This window comes from Pseudomonas sp. CC6-YY-74 (genome assembly GCF_002025205.1).
GTDB lineage: Bacteria > Pseudomonadota > Gammaproteobacteria > Pseudomonadales > Pseudomonadaceae > Aquipseudomonas > Aquipseudomonas paeninsulae.
The window spans coordinates 1,271,250-1,287,741 of sequence record NZ_CP019947.1 but is presented as its reverse complement, the minus strand read 5'-3'; the positions used below and the strand labels follow the sequence as shown (position 1 = coordinate 1,287,741).

Sequence of the window (16,492 nt, the reverse complement as noted above, 5' to 3'; positions counted from 1 at the left end):
GGAAGCCCCAGCCAACTAATGCCTTTACCTCCACGCAAGACCTTGAATTTAAAGGCATTGACACTAGGCGCCCAGGCGCTCGTGGTGGTGTTTTGTGTAACCCTGGCCGGCTGCCAGACCACGGGCAAAGGCCTCGCCAGTGATCACGGCAACGATACCGATCTTACCGTGGGCCTGGAGCGGGAGCCTGTATGGCTAACCGACAGCATCACCACGGCTGAGCCCGAGGATATTTGGCAGCGGGTCCGTGACGGTTATCAAATGCAGGATGATATTGGTATCAATCCTCGCATCGAACAGCAGCGCCTGTGGTTCGTCAGCAACCCCTCCTTTATCGAGAAATCCGGCGAGCGCAGCAGCCCTTATATCCATTACATCGTCGAACGCCTGGCCGAGCGCAATATGCCGATGGAGTTGGCGTTGCTGCCGATGATCGAAAGCGCCTACAACCCCTTCGCCTATTCCAGCGCCAATGCGGTCGGTTTATGGCAATTCATCCCCTCCACCGGCCGTTATTTCAACCTGCGCCAAACCAGTTGGTACGACGGCCGCCGCGATGTCATGGCCTCGACCAATGCCGCGATGGACTATCTGTCGCGCTTGCATGAAATGTTCAATGGCGACTGGTTGCTTGCCCTGGCTGCCTACAATGCCGGTGAAGGCCGCGTTAGCCGGGCCATCGAGCGCAATCAAAAACTCGGCCTGCCGACCGACTACTGGAATCTGCCACTGCCCAAGGAGACGCAGAATTACGTGCCCAAGTTGCTGGCCCTGTCACAGGTAGTGATGTCCCCACAAGCTTACGGCGTCGACCTCGAGCCGATTGCCAACGAGCCATATTTCGAGCAGGTCGTACTCAAGCGGCGCATGGACCTGTCCAGGGTCGCCGCCATGGCTGACCTGGATGAAGATGAGCTGTATCAGCTCAACCCCGCCTTTAAACAACGCATCACCCTGGACGGCCCGCCACATCTGCTGGTGCCGACCGCCAATGCAGAACTACTGACCGCCAACCTGGCGCTGATGAAACCACAGGACCTGGTCGACTGGCAGCAGTACAGCGTCCGCTCGGGCGACAGCCTCAGCGGTATCGCCAACCGCCACCACCTGACGGTCAGCATTCTTAAAGATATCAACAAGCTTTCCAACAACCACTTACGCATTGGCCAGATGCTGAGCATACCCGCGCAACCCGGTGTCACGCCGAAAGAGCCGCTGTTTCAGACGGCCGCCGGTCGCACTGCGACGCTACGCACTTACCGGGTCAAAAATGGCGACAACCTCTGGCAAATCGCCAAGACCCATCAGGTTTCGGTCAAAGATGTAAAACGCTGGAACAAAATCACTGGCAATACCCTGCATGCCGGCCAGGCTCTGGCCTTATACGACGCCAAGGCGTCAACGAAGACCAGCAACGGCCCGCGCGGCGACGTGACCTATTACAAAGTGCGCAAAGGCGATTCGTTATACGTGATCGCCAAACGCTTCAAGGTCGAGATGCAGCACCTGCAACGCTGGAACCCGCGTACGGGCAGCGCCATCAAGCCGGGGCAGACCCTGACCCTGCGTCTACCCTGAGCAACTGGGTCAATCGCGCTGGATCAGCGCTTCCAGGCAGCGCTGGGTGAGCTGAGTAAAGCGCTGAAATGCGACAAACTGCTCATGCCTCAAGGCGCGTCCGGAAATCCGATTGTCAGCATAGAGCACGCCAATCTGACGACTGCCGGCCAATAATGGGGCGATAAAGAACATGCCCTGACCCAGCCGCTGACGAATTGGCTGGGTCACCAGTTCGTTGAGGCTGTAGCTGGCCGGTACGCCCATCCACAAAGCTTCTTTATTGCGCAGCACGTAGCTGAAGATATGCGGCTGCTCGCGCTGCTCGACAGGCAGGAGGAAATCGCTCATCCAGCCCTCAGTACCTTCGCCCACCACCCGCTTGGCCCGGAAACAACTCTGTCCATCGGCCAGCACCACCAGCATCACTCGTTCCAGCCCCGCGCCCTGATGCAGGCCTTTGAGCAGGGTATCGAGGATCAAGCCGAGATCGCCTCGGCGAGACGCCAGCAAGCCCAGATCCTGCAGGGCTTGTTGCAGCAGCTGCAGATTAGGTTGCAACAGGCGCGCCTTGCGCTGCTGCTGTTGCAAACGGATTTGCTCGGGATCGGTATTGGGGATCAGGCGGCAGAGCTGGCTGGCACCAAAGGTCGCCGCTACCTTGACCGCTTCGTCGGCACTGGCGAGAACTTGCTGCATGGCCTCTTGCGGGCTGACCCCGATAAAAGTCGCTATCTCAGCGACCACGGCCTCCATCGCCGGCGAGTCCCAACCTTCCAACGCGGCCTCACTGATCCGTGCGCCCAGACTGACCGCGCGTACCGCCGGGTCGTTATGGTTGACGCTGTTATGCGCCAAACTGGCGATCTCGCCGATGTTCCAACCTTTCACCAAGCCCTGCGTCAGTTGGCGGAAGCTGGTGCCAAGCACCGCACGCACGGCTTCCTCGACATCGACGCCGGGCTGGGCCAAGGCACTGGCCAGCTCGTCCGCCTGTTCACCGCCACATCCCCAGAAGGCCAGTTCACCCAAGTGATGGAGCAAGGCCGCGATGAAGACCTCCTCCGCATGCCTTGACAGCACGTAACCGGCAATATTGCGTGCCTGTACGGCCGCGTGAAACGACCGCGCCAGCAACTCCTGCAACTGCTCGCGCGGAGCGCGGGTAAGCAAACCATCGATAAGGCTCACGGACAGACTGATCAGGCGAACATTGTCGAAGCCGATCAGCACGATGGCCCGCGAGATAGTCTTGATGGGTTCTTGCGAGGGGTTGTAATAGGCGCTATTACCGACACGCAGCACCTTGGACGTCAGCGAAGCATCGCGAAGCAGGACGTCCGCCAGTTGTTGTACGGACGAGCGTTCGTGTTGCGCCAAGCGCTGCAGATCCTGCACCACAGTCGCCAGGGCCGGCAATTCGGCCTCGTTCAGACGATCAATCCATGCCTGCAGGCCATGGCTACGTGTATCCAAGTTCAGGGCCTCGTTGTGATTAAGCCGAAGATGGCAATAATGCCAGCATACCTAGCCAATAGGCTCGGCCTTTTTCCTGCGGATACAAGCTGTTACTGTACCGGACAAGAAGCCCCAAAGCCGCTCCGGATCGGATCTTTCACTTGATACGTCCCCTCCTCTCGCTAATCCTCAGTATGGCCATCGGCTTGCCCGCCTGGGCGACCGTCAGCGAAAGCCATGGCTATGCGCAATTTGGTGCGCTCAAGTATCCCGCCAGCTTTACCCATTTCGACTGGGTCAATCCCAATGCGCCGAAAGGTGGAACCCTGCGATTCATGGGGGCTGGCAGCTTCGACACCCTCAATGCCTACACCTTCAAGGGCACCAGCCCGATTTCCACCGCCAACTTCCTCCAATACGGCGTCACCGGGCTGAACGAAACGCTAATGGCGGGCACCGGTCATTACGACCCGTCCGGCGATGAGCCGACCTCCAGCTACGGCCTTATCGCCAAGTCGGTCGAATACAGCGAAGATCGCAGCTGGGTGGTGTTCAACCTGCGCCCTCAGGCGCACTTCCATGACGGCAAGCCGATCACCGCCTATGACGTGGCGTTCTCCTATCGCCTGCTGCTCAAGCAGGGACACCCGCAGTACCGCACCAGCCTGCAGGAAGTGAAGCGGGTCGACATCCTCAATCGTCATCGCATCCGCTTTGTGTTCAAGCGCTCGGGCAACCCCCTGCTGATTCTGCGCCTGGGCGAATTGCCGGTACTGCCGCAGCATTACTGGAAAGATCGCGACTTCAAGGCAACCACGTTCGAACCGCCGCTGGGCAGCGGCCCTTACCGCATTACCCAGGTCAACCCGGGGCGCAGCCTGACTTTCGAGCGGGTGAAGAATTGGTGGGGGGTGAAATTGCCGGTCAATCGCGGCAAATACAACTTCGATCGGGTCGAGGTCGAGTTCTATCGCGACAGCCATGTTGCCTTCGAAGCCTTCAAAGCGGGTGAATTCGACTTCTATATCGAGCAACAAGCGAAGAACTGGGCCAACGGCTACCACTTTCCGGCAGTGGATCGTGGCGAGGTGATTCGCGCCGAGATTCCGCACCAGATTCCCACGCAAACCCAGGCCTTGTTCATGAACAGCAGGCGCGCGGCATTCGCCGACCGCAAGGTACGTGAAGCCCTGGGACTGATGTTCGATTTCGAGTGGACCAACCGCGCGCTGTTCAATGGCTCCTATGTGCGCGCCAAGAGCTATTACCCAAACAGCGAGTTTTCCGCCACCGGCACGCCCGAAGGTGCCGAATGGCTGCTGCTGTCGCCCTACCGCAAGCAACTGCCGAAACGCCTGTTCAGCGAACCCTTCGCCATGCCGCAAACCGATGGTCGCGGTATCCCCCGGGATACCTTGCGCCGCGCCCTCGGCCTATTGGCCGAAGCTGGCTGGAAACCATCCGGTCAGCATCTGTTGAACAACAAAGGCGAGCCACTGCAGCTTGAGATTTTGCTGGTCAACCCAAACCTCGAGCGCATCCTTCAGCCGTTCACCGAGAACCTTGCCAGCATCGGCATCCAGGCCAACCTGCGCACCGTCGATCGCGCGCAGTACAAGCAACGCCTGGATCAATTCGATTTCGATATGATTTTGCTGACCCTGCCACAAAACCTCAGCCCGGGTCTGGAGCAATCGTTGTACTTCCACTCCAGCCAGGCAAAGGTCAAAGGCGGCAAGAACTACGCAGGCGTCAATCACCCGGTGGTCGACGCCTTGCTCGACAAACTGTTGGCGGCGCAAACCCGCGATGAACAGATCGCAGCCACTCGTGCACTCGACCGAGTGCTGCTGTGGCAGCACTACACCATCCCGAATTGGTACATCAACTATCACCGCCTGGCCTACCGCAACCGGTTTGCCTTCGTCACCACGCCGCCTTATACCCTGGGCCTGCGCACCTGGTGGCTGAAATCCACGGAGAATGCCCGATGACGTCGCCTCTGCGCTCATTTCTACTGCACGGCAGCGCTATCCTGCTGCTCGGCCTGGCCAGCTTGACCCAGGCCGCCGGCAAGCACGCCCTGACTCTGTATGACGAACCGCCGAAATACCCGGCCGACTACCAGCATTTCGACTATGTGAACCCAGAAGCCCCCAAAGGCGGCACCTTTCGTCAGGCCGGTTTTGGCGGCTTTGACAGCCTCAACCCCTTCATCAACAAGGGTGTGGCGGCCGATGATATCGGCATGATTTACGACACCCTGACACGCCACAGCCTGGACGAACCCTTCAGCGAGTACGGCCTGCTCGCTGAAAAAATCGAGAAAGCCCCAGACAACGCCTGGGTGCGCTTCTACCTGCGCCCCGAGGCCCGCTTCAACGACGGTCAAGCGGTGACCGCCGAGGACGTCAAGTTCACCTTCGAAACCCTGATGACCCATGGGGCGCCCACGTACCGCGGCTACTATGCCGATGTCGAGCGGGTCGAAGTCGAGGGCCCGCACCAGGTACGCTTCATCTTCAAGCATGCCGGCAACCGCGAACTGCCACTGATTCTCGGGCAACTGCCGGTACTGCCCAAGCACTGGTGGGCCGAACGCGACTTCAGCAAAGGCAATCTGGAGATTCCACTGGGCAGCGGCCCCTATGAAGTTGCCGAGGTCAAAGCCGGGCGCTCTATTCGCTATGAGCGGGTCAAGGACTGGTGGGGCAAGGATCTGCCGGTCAACCGCGGTTTCTACAACTTCGACACCATGCGGATCGATTACTACCGCGACAACACGGTAGCCCTCGAAGCGCTGAAAGCCGGGCAATTCGACTACTGGCTGGAAACTAGCGCGAAAAACTGGGCCACCGCCTACGACACCCCCGCCGTCGCCAATGGCCAACTGATCAAGGAAGAGATCGAGAACCACAACCCCACCGGCATGCAGGGCTTCATCTTCAATACCCGCCGACCACTGTTCCAGGACAAACGGGTGCGCGAGGCACTGGGTCTGCTGTTCGATTTCGAATGGACCAACCGCCAGCTATTCAATGGTGCCTACACCCGCACCCACAGCTATTTCGACAACTCCGAACTGGCCTCCAGCGGCCTACCCGAAACCGACGAATTGAAGCTCCTCGAACCGCTGCGCAGCATGATCCCGACGCAGGTGTTCAGCGATGAATTCAGCGTTCCCGTCACCGACGGCAGCGGCATCATCCGCGAGCAGCAGAGGCGTGCCTACCAACTGTTGCAGGAAGCCGGCTGGCGCATCGAAGGCGACCAGATGCTCAACGCCGAAGGCGAGCCAGTCAGCGTCGAGTTCCTCCTCGCCCAAACCGAGTTCGAACGGGTGCTGCTGCCACTCAAGCGCAACATGGCCGATCTCGGCATGGAGCTGGTAATTCGCCGAGTCGACGTCTCGCAATATATCAACCGCCTGCGCTCGCGGGATTTCGACCTGATCGTGGGTGGCTTCGGCCAGTCCAACTCGCCGGGTAACGAGCAGCGCGAGTACTGGCACTCCAGCAGCGCCGACAAGCCCGGCAGCCGCAACTTCATCGGCCTGAAAGACCCGGCCATCGACCAGTTGGTCGAAGGTCTGATCAACGCCAACTCACGACAAAGCCTGGTCGCCTACACTCGGGCCCTCGACCGCGTATTGTTGTGGGGCCATTACATCATCCCCAACTGGCACATCAAGACCTGGCGCGTGGCCTACGGCAACCGCTTCGAGCACCCGGCAATCACCCCCAAATACGACATCGGCCTGAATACCTGGTGGGCTCGCCCGCAACAGGAACCCGCCACCACGGACAATGCCGAAGCGGCGAACACGGAGCAATAAGATGCTGGCGTATATCTTTCGTCGCCTGTTGCTGATCATTCCCACCTTGTTCGGCATCCTGCTGATCAACTTCATCATCATCCAGGCCGCCCCGGGCGGCCCGGTGGAACAGATGATCGCCAAGCTGGAGGGCTTTGAAGGCGCCACCAGCCGTATCGCTGGCGGCGGCGCCGAAGTTGCAATCGCCGGTTCCAACTATCGTGGCGCCCAAGGCCTCGACCCGGAACTGATCGCCGAGATAGAACGCCTGTACGGCTTCGACAAGCCGGCTCCCGAACGTTTCTGGATCATGCTGAAAAACTATGCCAGTTTTGACTTTGGCGAGAGCTTTTTCCGCGATGCCAAGGTGATCGACCTGATCATCGAGAAGATGCCGGTATCGATCTCCCTGGGGCTGTGGAGCACCCTGATCATGTACCTGGTCTCCATCCCGCTGGGCATCGCCAAAGCCACCCGCCACGGCAGCGCCTTCGACGTGTGGACCAGTTCGGCGATCATCGTCGGTTATGCGATTCCAGCCTTCCTCTTCGCCATTTTGTTGATCGTGGTGTTTGCTGGCGGCAGCTACCTCGACTGGTTTCCGCTACGCGGCCTGACCTCGAACAATTTCGACGAGCTCAGCCTCACCGGCAAGATCCTCGACTATTTCTGGCACCTGGCGCTGCCCGTGACAGCCCTGGTCATCGGTAACTTCGCGACCCTGACCCTGCTGACCAAAAACAGCTTCCTCGACGAGATCAACAAACAGTATGTGACCACCGCCAGGGCCAAGGGCCTGAGCAATAATCGCGTGCTCTATGGCCATGTGTTCCGCAATGCCATGCTGATCATCATTGCCGGTTTTCCCGCCGCCTTTATCGGCATCTTCTTCACCGGCTCCTTGTTGATCGAGGTGATTTTTTCCCTCGACGGTCTTGGCCTGATGAGTTTCGAGGCGGCCATCAACCGCGACTACCCGGTGGTTTTCGGCACGCTGTTCGTCTTCACCTTATTGGGATTGGCCGTGAAACTGATCGGTGACATCACCTACACCCTGGTCGATCCGCGCATCGACTTTGAAAGCCGGGAGGGTTGAGATGACGCTCTCTCCGCTTAATCAGCGACGCCTGCTACTGTTCAAGGCCCATAAGCGCGGCTGGTGGTCGTTGTGGATCTTCCTCTTGTTATTCGGCCTGAGCCTCGGCGCCGAACTGATCGCCAACGACAAACCCCTGGTCGTGAACTATGACGGCGAGTGGTATTTCCCGGTGCTCAAACGCTACCCGGAAACCGTCTTTGGCGGCGAATTCCCCCTGCAGGCCAATTACAAGAGCCCTTATATCCAGGAGCTGATCGCCCAGAAAGACGGCTGGATGCTCTGGCCGCCGATCCCCTTCAGTTACTCCAGCATCAATTACGATCTACAAGTACCCGCCCCAGCACCGCCTTCGCGCGACAACTGGCTGGGCACCGATGATCAGGGCCGCGACGTCATGGCCAGGGTGATCTACGGCTTTCGCATTTCGGTGCTGTTCGCCCTGATCCTGACCATCCTCAGCTCGATTATCGGCGTGTTCGCCGGCGCCTTGCAGGGCTTCTATGGTGGCTGGGTCGACCTAGTCGGACAGCGCTTCCTGGAGGTCTGGTCGGGACTGCCGGTGCTCTACTTGCTGATCATTCTCGCCAGCTTCGTGCAACCGAATTTCTGGTGGCTGCTGGGCATCATGCTGCTGTTCTCCTGGATGAGCCTGGTCGATGTGGTGCGCGCCGAGTTCCTCCGCGGACGCAACCTGGAATACGTGCGCGCCGCCCGGGCGCTGGGCATGCAGAACGGCGCCATCATGTTCAATCACATCCTGCCCAATGCCATGGTCTCGACCATGACCTTCATGCCCTTCATTCTCACCGGCGCCATTGGCACCCTGACCGCGCTGGATTTCCTCGGCTTCGGCCTGCCGCCAGGCGCGCCCTCACTGGGCGAACTGGTCGCCCAGGGCAAATCCAACCTGCAGGCGCCCTGGCTCGGTATCAGCGCCTTTACCGTACTGGCACTGATGCTCAGCCTCCTGGTGTTTATCGGCGAAGCGGCACGCGATGCCTTCGACCCAAGGAAATAAGATGACCCAATCCGATGTCCTTATCGAAGTACGTGACCTGGCCGTCGAGTTCGTCAGTGGCGACTCGAAGCAGCGCGTGGTCGAAGGCGTCACCTTCGATATCCGCCGCGGCGAGACCCTGGCCCTGGTCGGAGAAAGCGGCTCGGGAAAATCGGTCACAGCCCACTCGATCCTGCGCCTGCTGCCCTATCCCCTGGCCCAGCATCCGAGCGGCAGCATTCACTATGCCGGGCAAGACCTGCTCAAACTGAGTGAGAACAAACTGCGCAACATCCGTGGCAACCGCATCGCCATGGTGTTTCAGGAGCCCATGACCTCGCTGAATCCGCTGCAATGCATCGAAAAGCAGATCAATGAAGTCCTCGCGCTGCATAAAGGGCTGTCGGGCAAAGCCGCCACCGCGCGCACCCTGGAACTGCTCGGGCTGGTCGGCATCCCCGAGCCGCACAAGCGCCTCAAAGCCTACCCCCATGAACTCTCCGGCGGCCAACGGCAACGGGTGATGATCGCCATGGCCCTGGCCAACGAGCCGGAGTTGCTGATCGCCGATGAGCCGACCACCGCGCTGGACGTCACCGTGCAGCTGAAAATCCTCGAACTGCTCAAGGACCTGCAGGCGCGCCTGGGCATGGCGCTGCTGCTGATCAGTCACGATCTCAACCTGGTTCGACGAATTGCCCATCGCGTATGTGTCATGCAGCAGGGAAAGATCGTCGAACAAGCGTCGTGTGAGCAACTGTTCCATGCACCGCAGCATCCTTATACCCGGGAGCTGCTCGGTGCCGAGCCAAGCGGCGAGCCGGTGGCCAACCCTGCCGGCGAGCCACTGTTGGAAGTCGATGATCTGCGCGTCTGGTTCCCGATCAAGAAAGGACTGCTGCGCCGTACCGTCGATTATGTGAAAGCGGTGGATGGCATCAATTTCAGCCTGCCCCAGGGCCAAACCCTGGGTATCGTTGGCGAAAGCGGTTCCGGCAAGTCCACCCTGGGCCTGGCAATCCTGCGGCTAATCGGCAGTCAGGGCGCCATTCGCTTTCAGGGCCAGACACTGAACGGATTGACGCAGCAGCAGGTTCGTCCGCTGCGCCGACAGATGCAGGTGGTGTTTCAGGACCCGTTCGGCAGCCTGAGTCCGCGGATGACGGTAGGCATGATTGTCGGTGAAGGCCTGCGCATTCATGGCATGGGCACGGCGGAGGAACAGGAACAGGCGATCATCGACGCACTTTTGGAGGTGGACCTGGATCCGGATACCCGGCACCGCTACCCCCACGAGTTTTCCGGTGGGCAACGGCAGCGGATTGCCATTGCTCGCGCACTGGTACTGAAACCGGCGCTGATACTGTTGGACGAGCCTACTTCGGCACTCGACCGTACCGTTCAGCGCCAAGTAGTCGAGTTGCTGCGTTCATTACAGGCCAAGTACAACCTGACTTACCTGTTCATCAGCCACGATTTGGCGGTGGTCCGCGCGATCAGCCACCACCTGATAGTGGTCAAGGAGGGGCAAGCGGTCGAACAAGGCCCGGCAGCGGCGATCTTCGCCGCGCCACAGCATATTTATACCCAGCAGTTACTGGAAGCGGCCTTATTGGCTCCAGGCGCTGCTGACTAAATCCTTAAAAGCAGGAAGAGGAAGAGCACACATGGGTTTTCTAAGCGGTAAGCGCGTACTGATCGTTGGCGTTGCCAGCAAACTGTCCATCGCCTCGGGGATCGCCTCGGCCATGCACCGTGAGGGTGCCGAATTGGCCTTCACTTATCAGAATGAAAAACTCAAAGGTCGCGTCGAAGAGTTTGCCGCCGGTTGGGGCTCCGGTCCCGAGCTGTGCTTTCCCTGCGACGTAGCCAGCGATGAAGAAATCGCCGCGGCATTCGACGCCCTGAGCAAGCAATGGGATGGCCTGGACTGCATCGTCCACTCGGTTGGCTTCGCCCCCGGCGATCAACTCAATGGCGACTTCACCGACGTCACCACGCGCGAAGGCTTCCGCATCGCCCACGACATCAGTGCCTACAGCTTCGTCGCCCTGGCCAAGGCCGGCCGCGAGATGATGAAAGGCCGCAATGGCAGCCTGCTGACCCTCTCCTACCTGGGTGCCGAACGCACCATGCCCAACTACAACGTCATGGGTATGGCCAAGGCCAGCCTGGAAGCCGGCGTACGTTATCTGGCCGGCAGCCTCGGCCCAGAAGGCACTCGGGTCAACGCTATCTCTGCCGGCCCGATCCGCACCCTCGCCGCCTCGGGGATCAAGAGCTTTCGCAAGATGCTTGCCGCCAACGAGAAGCAGACCCCGCTGCGCCGCAATGTGACCATTACTGAAGTCGGCAACGCCGGCGCCTTCCTCTGCTCCGACCTGGCCTCGGGCGTCAGCGGTGAAATCATGTACGTCGACGGTGGCTTCAACACCACGGCCATGGGTGCAATGGAAGATTGATTGCCACACCATGAATAATAAAAAAGGCCGCTTATAGCGGCCTTTTTTATACTCGACAGAAATCAGAAACGCTCGATATCCGCCTTGCTTTCCAATTGCTTGCGAAATGCCGCGAAGTCCTGCTGCCCACTGCGCGAAGCGAGGAAACGGCTGTATGTGGCCTTTTCTTCATCCGCCAGCGGCGCTTCAGGCTCGCTCACGCCACTGAGGCGTACCACCACGAAATCACCATTGCTCAGCGTGACTCCGGCAAACGTCGACTGGCCGGCAGCGCTCGGCTTGGGCATGCGGAACAATGCCTGCAGTACCGCGGGCTCAACCCCCTCCTGACTGCGTGTCGCCGCTTCAACCACTTCCCAGGCCTGCTCCGAGCCAGCCTGTTCAACCGGCGTCTTGCCATCACCCAAAGATGCCAGAAGAGCCTCGCCCTCAGTCTTGACAGCTTCAGTGGCACGAACCTTGGTCAGCTGCTCACGAATGCTTTCTTCAACCTGCTCGAGAGCCAGTTGCTCAGGCTTCCTGTGCTCCTTGACGCGCAACACAACCACGGTATTCGGGTCGAGTTCGATAGCGTTGCTGTTACTGCCATCCTCCAGCACCTCAGCACTGAATGCAGCCTGAATCACCTGACGGTTAGCGGCCAGACCCTCGCCACCTTCACGTCCAAAGGCTTCGCTGGTTTTGATATCCAGCCCCAGCTCCTGGGCAGGCTGAGCCAGGTCCGACGCTTCGAAGGCGGCATCCTCGAGCTGCTTGCTAATCTCGACAAAGTGCTGTTCGAGTTTGCGTGTTTTCAGATCACGCACCAGCTTGTCTTGCAGGCTGGCAAAGCTCGGCACCTCTGGAGCCTGAACAGCCAGCAGCTTGATCAGGTGCCAGCCAAACTCGCTACGTACCGGCGCCGAAACCTGGCCTTCGCTCAAGGCATACAGCGCCTTTTCGAAAGCCGGATCGTAGACACCCGGGCCGGCATAACCGAGATCGCCACCATTGGCAGCGGAACCTGGATCATCGGAGAGCTCCTTGGCCAGCGCAGCAAAGTCTTCGCCTTGTTGCAGGCGTTTCTGCACTTCGTCAATCTTGGCTTTGGCCTGCTCATCGTCTAGCGAGTCACTTGCCTCGACCAGAATATGCGCGGCTTGACGCTGCTCGGCCAAATTGGCAATTTCGTTTTCGTAAGCGCTTTGCAGGTCTTCATCACTGACTTCAACCTGATCGAAGAATGCATCCTTGCTCAGTTCGACATATTCCAGCACAACCTGCTCAGGACTCATGAACTGACTGGCCTGTGAGTCGTAGTAGGCCTTGATGTCGTCATCACTGAGCTGAACCGCATTGCTATCGGCCTTCAGAGTCAAAGTCGCGAAGTCACGGGTCTGTTTTTCCAGGCGCGCGAAAGCAGTTACTTCAGCATCGGTCACGAAGGCGCTGCCAGATAGGCCCGCGCGCAACTGGCCAATGAGCATTTCCTGCTCGAGCATCTGGCGGAACTGCATGCGCGTGTAGCCGAGCTGGCGGATTACCTGATCGAAACGAGCGGAATCGAACTTGCCATCGACCAGAAATTCGGGCGTTTGCAGAATCAGCTGATCGAGTGCCTGCGAGGAAAATGCGAATTTTGCATCGGTTGCGCCTTGCAGCAATAAAGTGCGCTCGATCAAGCCCTTCAAAGCAGCTTCGCGAAGCAATTTCTCGTCCAGCAAGGAAGCATCAAAATCACGCCCAAGCTTCTGCAACAACTGACGCCGCTGCATCTCGACGGCTTGGCCAAGGTCGTTGATCGTGATTTTTTCGCCGTTGACTTCAACGGCATTCTGGCTGTTGCTGGTACTGGTGAAAATGGCTTCGACACCGGTCAGCGCAAGCAGTACCACGATGAGACCGATGATGGTTTTGGCAATCCAACCTTGTGAATTGTCCCTGATGTTTTGCAGCATGCTTCCCCCAGAACGACTGTACAAATAAAGCAGTCGCGCAGTGTGGGTACAATCCGGATAGAAGAAAGGCGCATCCGAGGATGCGCCTTCTCGTAACTGGCGGAGCGGACGGGACTCGAACCCGCGACCCCCGGCGTGACAGGCCGGTATTCTAACCGACTGAACTACCGCTCCGCTGCCAGATCAGGGATTAAGCTGACCTGGGACAATGCCTGAAAGACGCTTAGTTGACCGCGTCTTTCAGTGCCTTACCGGCTTTGAAACCTGGAATCTTGGCGGCAGCGATGCTGATCGGATTGCCAGTTTGCGGATTGCGACCAGTGCGCGCAGCGCGCTCTTTGACAGCAAAGGTACCGAAACCAACCAGTACAACGGAATCACCAGCCTGCAGAGCGCCAGTGACAGATTCAATTACTGCATCCAGCGCACGGCCAGCAACAGCTTTCGGGATATCAGCAGATGCAGCGATGGCATCGATCAGTTCCGACTTGTTCACTCTAAGTCCCCTTAATTTCTGATGAGTTTGTTTCTTGATTTTTAGTGTAAGCAAAACGAGTGCTGGATGATCTTCCGACACAATAAGAGCCGCTTTATAACAAGGGCTCTAAAATTGTGTCAAGGAAGTCTCCCAACTAGTGCGTGCTAATTCGCTCCTTGGAATCAGTCTCGCGCTTGTCATCCTTTGTAACCAGCTCAGGAGCCGCATCAGGCAAGGGCTCCGGCGCGTATTGCAGCGCAATTTGCAGGACTTCGTCAATCCATTTAACTGGTTTAATCACCAAGTCTTGCTTAATGTTCTCCGGAATCTCTTTCAAATCGCGCACATTCTCTTCCGGAATGATCACAGTTTTGATTCCACCCCGATGCGCAGCCAGGAGTTTTTCTTTCAAACCACCGATGGCCAACACTTGGCCACGCAGGGTGATTTCTCCGGTCATGGCCACATCTGCGCGCACCGGAATCTGAGTCAAGGCCGAGACCAGCGCCGTGCACATGCCTACACCCGCGCTAGGGCCATCTTTCGGGGTTGCCCCCTCCGGCATATGGATATGGATGTCGCGCTTCTCGTAGAAGTCCAGAGGGACTCCCAGGCTCTTCGCCCGACTACGCACCACGGTCTGCGCTGCAGTAATGGATTCAAGCATCACATCGCCCAGCGAACCGGTCTTGATCAACTGCCCCTTGCCCGGCACCACTGCGGCTTCGATGGTCAGCAACTCGCCACCCACTTGAGTCCAGGCCAGCCCTGTCACCTGACCGATCTGATCTTGCAGTTCCGCCAAGCCATAACGATGCTTGTGCACACCGAGGAAATGCTCAAGCGAGTCTGCGGTCACCAGCACTTCAAAACGTTTTTCCAGGCTGTGCTCCTTCACCGCCTTGCGGCAGACCTTGGCAATCTGCCGCTCCAGGCTGCGTACACCGGCTTCGCGAGTGTAGTAGCGAATGATGTCGCGAATGGCTTCGCGCTCGACAGTGAGCTCGCCTTTTTTCAGGCCATTCGCCTGGATCTGCTTGGGCGCCAGGTACTTGATGGCGATGTTGATCTTCTCGTCTTCCGTGTAGCCGGGCAGACGGATCACCTCCATGCGATCGAGCAAAGCTGCCGGAATATTCATGGAGTTGGCGGTACAGAGGAACATTACATCCGAGAGGTCGTAATCGACCTCCAGATAGTGATCGTTGAAATTGTGGTTCTGCTCCGGATCAAGCACCTCAAGCAGCGCGGAAGCCGGATCACCCCGCATATCCTGGCCCATCTTGTCGATTTCATCGAGCAGGAACAGCGGATTACGTACGCCCACCTTGGTCATTTTCTGAATCAGGCGACCCGGCATCGAACCAATATAGGTACGGCGATGACCGCGAATCTCTGCCTCATCGCGTACACCGCCGAGCGCCATACGCACGAACTTGCGGTTGGTGGCGTGAGCGATGGACTCCGCCAACGAGGTCTTGCCCACACCCGGCGGCCCGACCAGGCAGAGTACCTGCCCCTTGATCTTCTTCACTCGCTTCTGCACAGCGAGGTACTCGAGGATACGGTCCTTGACCTCATCGAGCCCGTAGTGATCGGCATCCAGGATTGCTTCGGCGCGCGCCAGATCCAGGCGTACCTTACTGCGCGCAGTCCACGGTACATTCACCAGCCAGTCGATATAGGAGCGCACCACCGTGGCTTCGGCCGACATGGGCGACATCTGCTTGAGCTTGCTCAGTTCGGTCTGGGCCTTGCTATAGGCCTCTTTGCTCAACCCGCCGTTCTCGATGCGCTTTTTCAGCTCATCGAGCTCATTGAGACCGTCCTCGCTGTCGCCAAGTTCTTTCTGAATGGCCTTCATCTGCTCATTCAGGTAGTACTCGCGCTGGCTGCGCTCCATCTGCTTCTTGACCCGGCCACGAATGCGCTTCTCGACCTGCAACAGATCAATCTCGACATCCAGCAGGGCAAGTACATGCTCGACTCGCGCCGACAAATCGGTGATTTCCAGGATTTCCTGTTTCTGTTCGATCTTCAGCGCCATGTGTGCGGCCATGGTGTCGACCAGGCGGCTCGGCTCATCGATACTGTTGAGCGAGGACAACACCTCTGGCGGAACCTTTTTCCCCAGCTGCACGTATTGCTCGAATTGACTGAGCAAACTGCGGACAAACACTTCGGACTCGCGCCCCGGCGCATCGACCTCGTCGATCAACTGCACTTCGGCGCGACAGTGGCCATCCACTTCAATAAACCGTTCGACTTCTCCGCGCTGCTCACCTTCGACCAGCACCTTTACGGTGCCATCGGGCAGTTTCAGCAATTGCAATACCGTCGCAACGGTACCGACACGGTAGAGCCCTTCTTCGCCGGGATCATCATCGGCAGGATTTTTCTGGGCAATCAGCAAAATCTGCTTCTCGCCGGTCATCGCGGCCTCCAGGGCCTCGATGGATTTCTCGCGTCCGACGAAAAGCGGGATGACCATGTGCGGATAGACCACGACATCGCGTAGCGGAAGGAGAGGCAATTCGATGGTTGTCTTCATGATTTTTCGCTCTACAGCGGCCCATTAGGCCTTAAATAGTTGGGATAACCCTTAACCCTAAGATGGGGGTAGCCCCAGCAAAAAACAAGCGTTTCGGCTGCAAAAGCAAAGGGGCCCGCGGGCCCCTTGCTTTCAACAT

At 58.5% G+C, this 16,492-nt stretch carries 11 protein-coding genes and 1 tRNA gene; 7 read left to right on the top strand and 5 right to left on the bottom strand.

What is annotated here, in order from left to right:
• Positions 1–18 precede the first annotated feature (18 nt).
• The gene (locus tag B2D37_RS06000) at positions 19–1,578 is read left to right on the top strand and encodes a LysM peptidoglycan-binding domain-containing protein (RefSeq protein WP_079201864.1); all 1,560 of its coding nucleotides are present in this window, start codon (positions 19–21) and stop codon (positions 1,576–1,578) included.
• Positions 1,579–1,587: 9 nt separating this feature from the next.
• Here the strand turns inward: B2D37_RS06000 and B2D37_RS05995 are convergent, their stop codons facing one another.
• Positions 1,588–3,033, bottom strand: coding sequence for an HDOD domain-containing protein (locus tag B2D37_RS05995; protein WP_256573151.1), 1,446 nt, complete (start codon positions 3,031–3,033; stop codon positions 1,588–1,590).
• A gap of 146 nt (positions 3,034–3,179) precedes the next feature.
• On the opposite strand from B2D37_RS05995, the gene B2D37_RS05990 reads away from it, so the two are divergent.
• The 6 genes from B2D37_RS05990 to fabI are packed head-to-tail and all read left to right on the top strand — an operon-like array spanning position 3,180 to position 11,387.
• Positions 3,180–5,009, top strand: coding sequence for an extracellular solute-binding protein (locus B2D37_RS05990; protein ID WP_079204907.1), 1,830 nt, complete (start codon positions 3,180–3,182; stop codon positions 5,007–5,009).
• A complete protein-coding gene (locus tag B2D37_RS05985; protein ID WP_079201863.1) occupies positions 5,006–6,850 on the top strand; it encodes an extracellular solute-binding protein in 1,845 nt (614 codons plus the stop codon). Before B2D37_RS05990 ends, B2D37_RS05985 begins: the two co-directional genes overlap by 4 nt.
• Before the next feature lies 1 nt (position 6,851).
• Positions 6,852–7,925 (top strand): microcin C ABC transporter permease YejB, encoded by a 1,074-nt coding sequence (locus tag B2D37_RS05980; protein ID WP_079201862.1) that lies wholly within the window; start codon positions 6,852–6,854, stop codon positions 7,923–7,925.
• Between the two features lies 1 nt (position 7,926).
• A complete protein-coding gene (locus B2D37_RS05975; protein ID WP_079201861.1) occupies positions 7,927–8,946 on the top strand; it encodes an ABC transporter permease in 1,020 nt (339 codons plus the stop codon).
• A 1-nt stretch (position 8,947) separates the two neighbouring features.
• A complete protein-coding gene (locus tag B2D37_RS05970; RefSeq protein ID WP_079201860.1) occupies positions 8,948–10,561 on the top strand; it encodes an ABC transporter ATP-binding protein in 1,614 nt (537 codons plus the stop codon).
• Positions 10,562–10,592: 31 nt separating this feature from the next.
• Positions 10,593–11,387 (top strand): enoyl-ACP reductase FabI, encoded by a 795-nt coding sequence (fabI, locus tag B2D37_RS05965; protein ID WP_079201859.1) that lies wholly within the window; start codon positions 10,593–10,595, stop codon positions 11,385–11,387.
• A 62-nt stretch (positions 11,388–11,449) separates the two neighbouring features.
• Here the strand turns inward: fabI and B2D37_RS05960 are convergent, their stop codons facing one another.
• The 4 genes from B2D37_RS05960 to lon form a co-directional block, all read right to left on the bottom strand.
• Entirely contained in the window at positions 11,450–13,324 is a 1,875-nt protein-coding gene (locus B2D37_RS05960; protein ID WP_079201858.1) for a SurA N-terminal domain-containing protein, read from the bottom strand.
• A 97-nt stretch (positions 13,325–13,421) separates the two neighbouring features.
• A tRNA-Asp gene (locus B2D37_RS05955) sits at positions 13,422–13,498 on the bottom strand.
• Between the two features lie 49 nt (positions 13,499–13,547).
• The gene (locus B2D37_RS05950; RefSeq protein ID WP_079201857.1) at positions 13,548–13,820 is read right to left on the bottom strand and encodes an HU family DNA-binding protein; all 273 of its coding nucleotides are present in this window, start codon (positions 13,818–13,820) and stop codon (positions 13,548–13,550) included.
• Between the two features lie 136 nt (positions 13,821–13,956).
• Positions 13,957–16,353, bottom strand: a complete 2,397-nt coding sequence (gene lon / locus B2D37_RS05945) for an endopeptidase La (protein WP_079201856.1) — start codon at positions 16,351–16,353, stop codon at positions 13,957–13,959.
• Positions 16,354–16,492 lie beyond the last annotated feature (139 nt).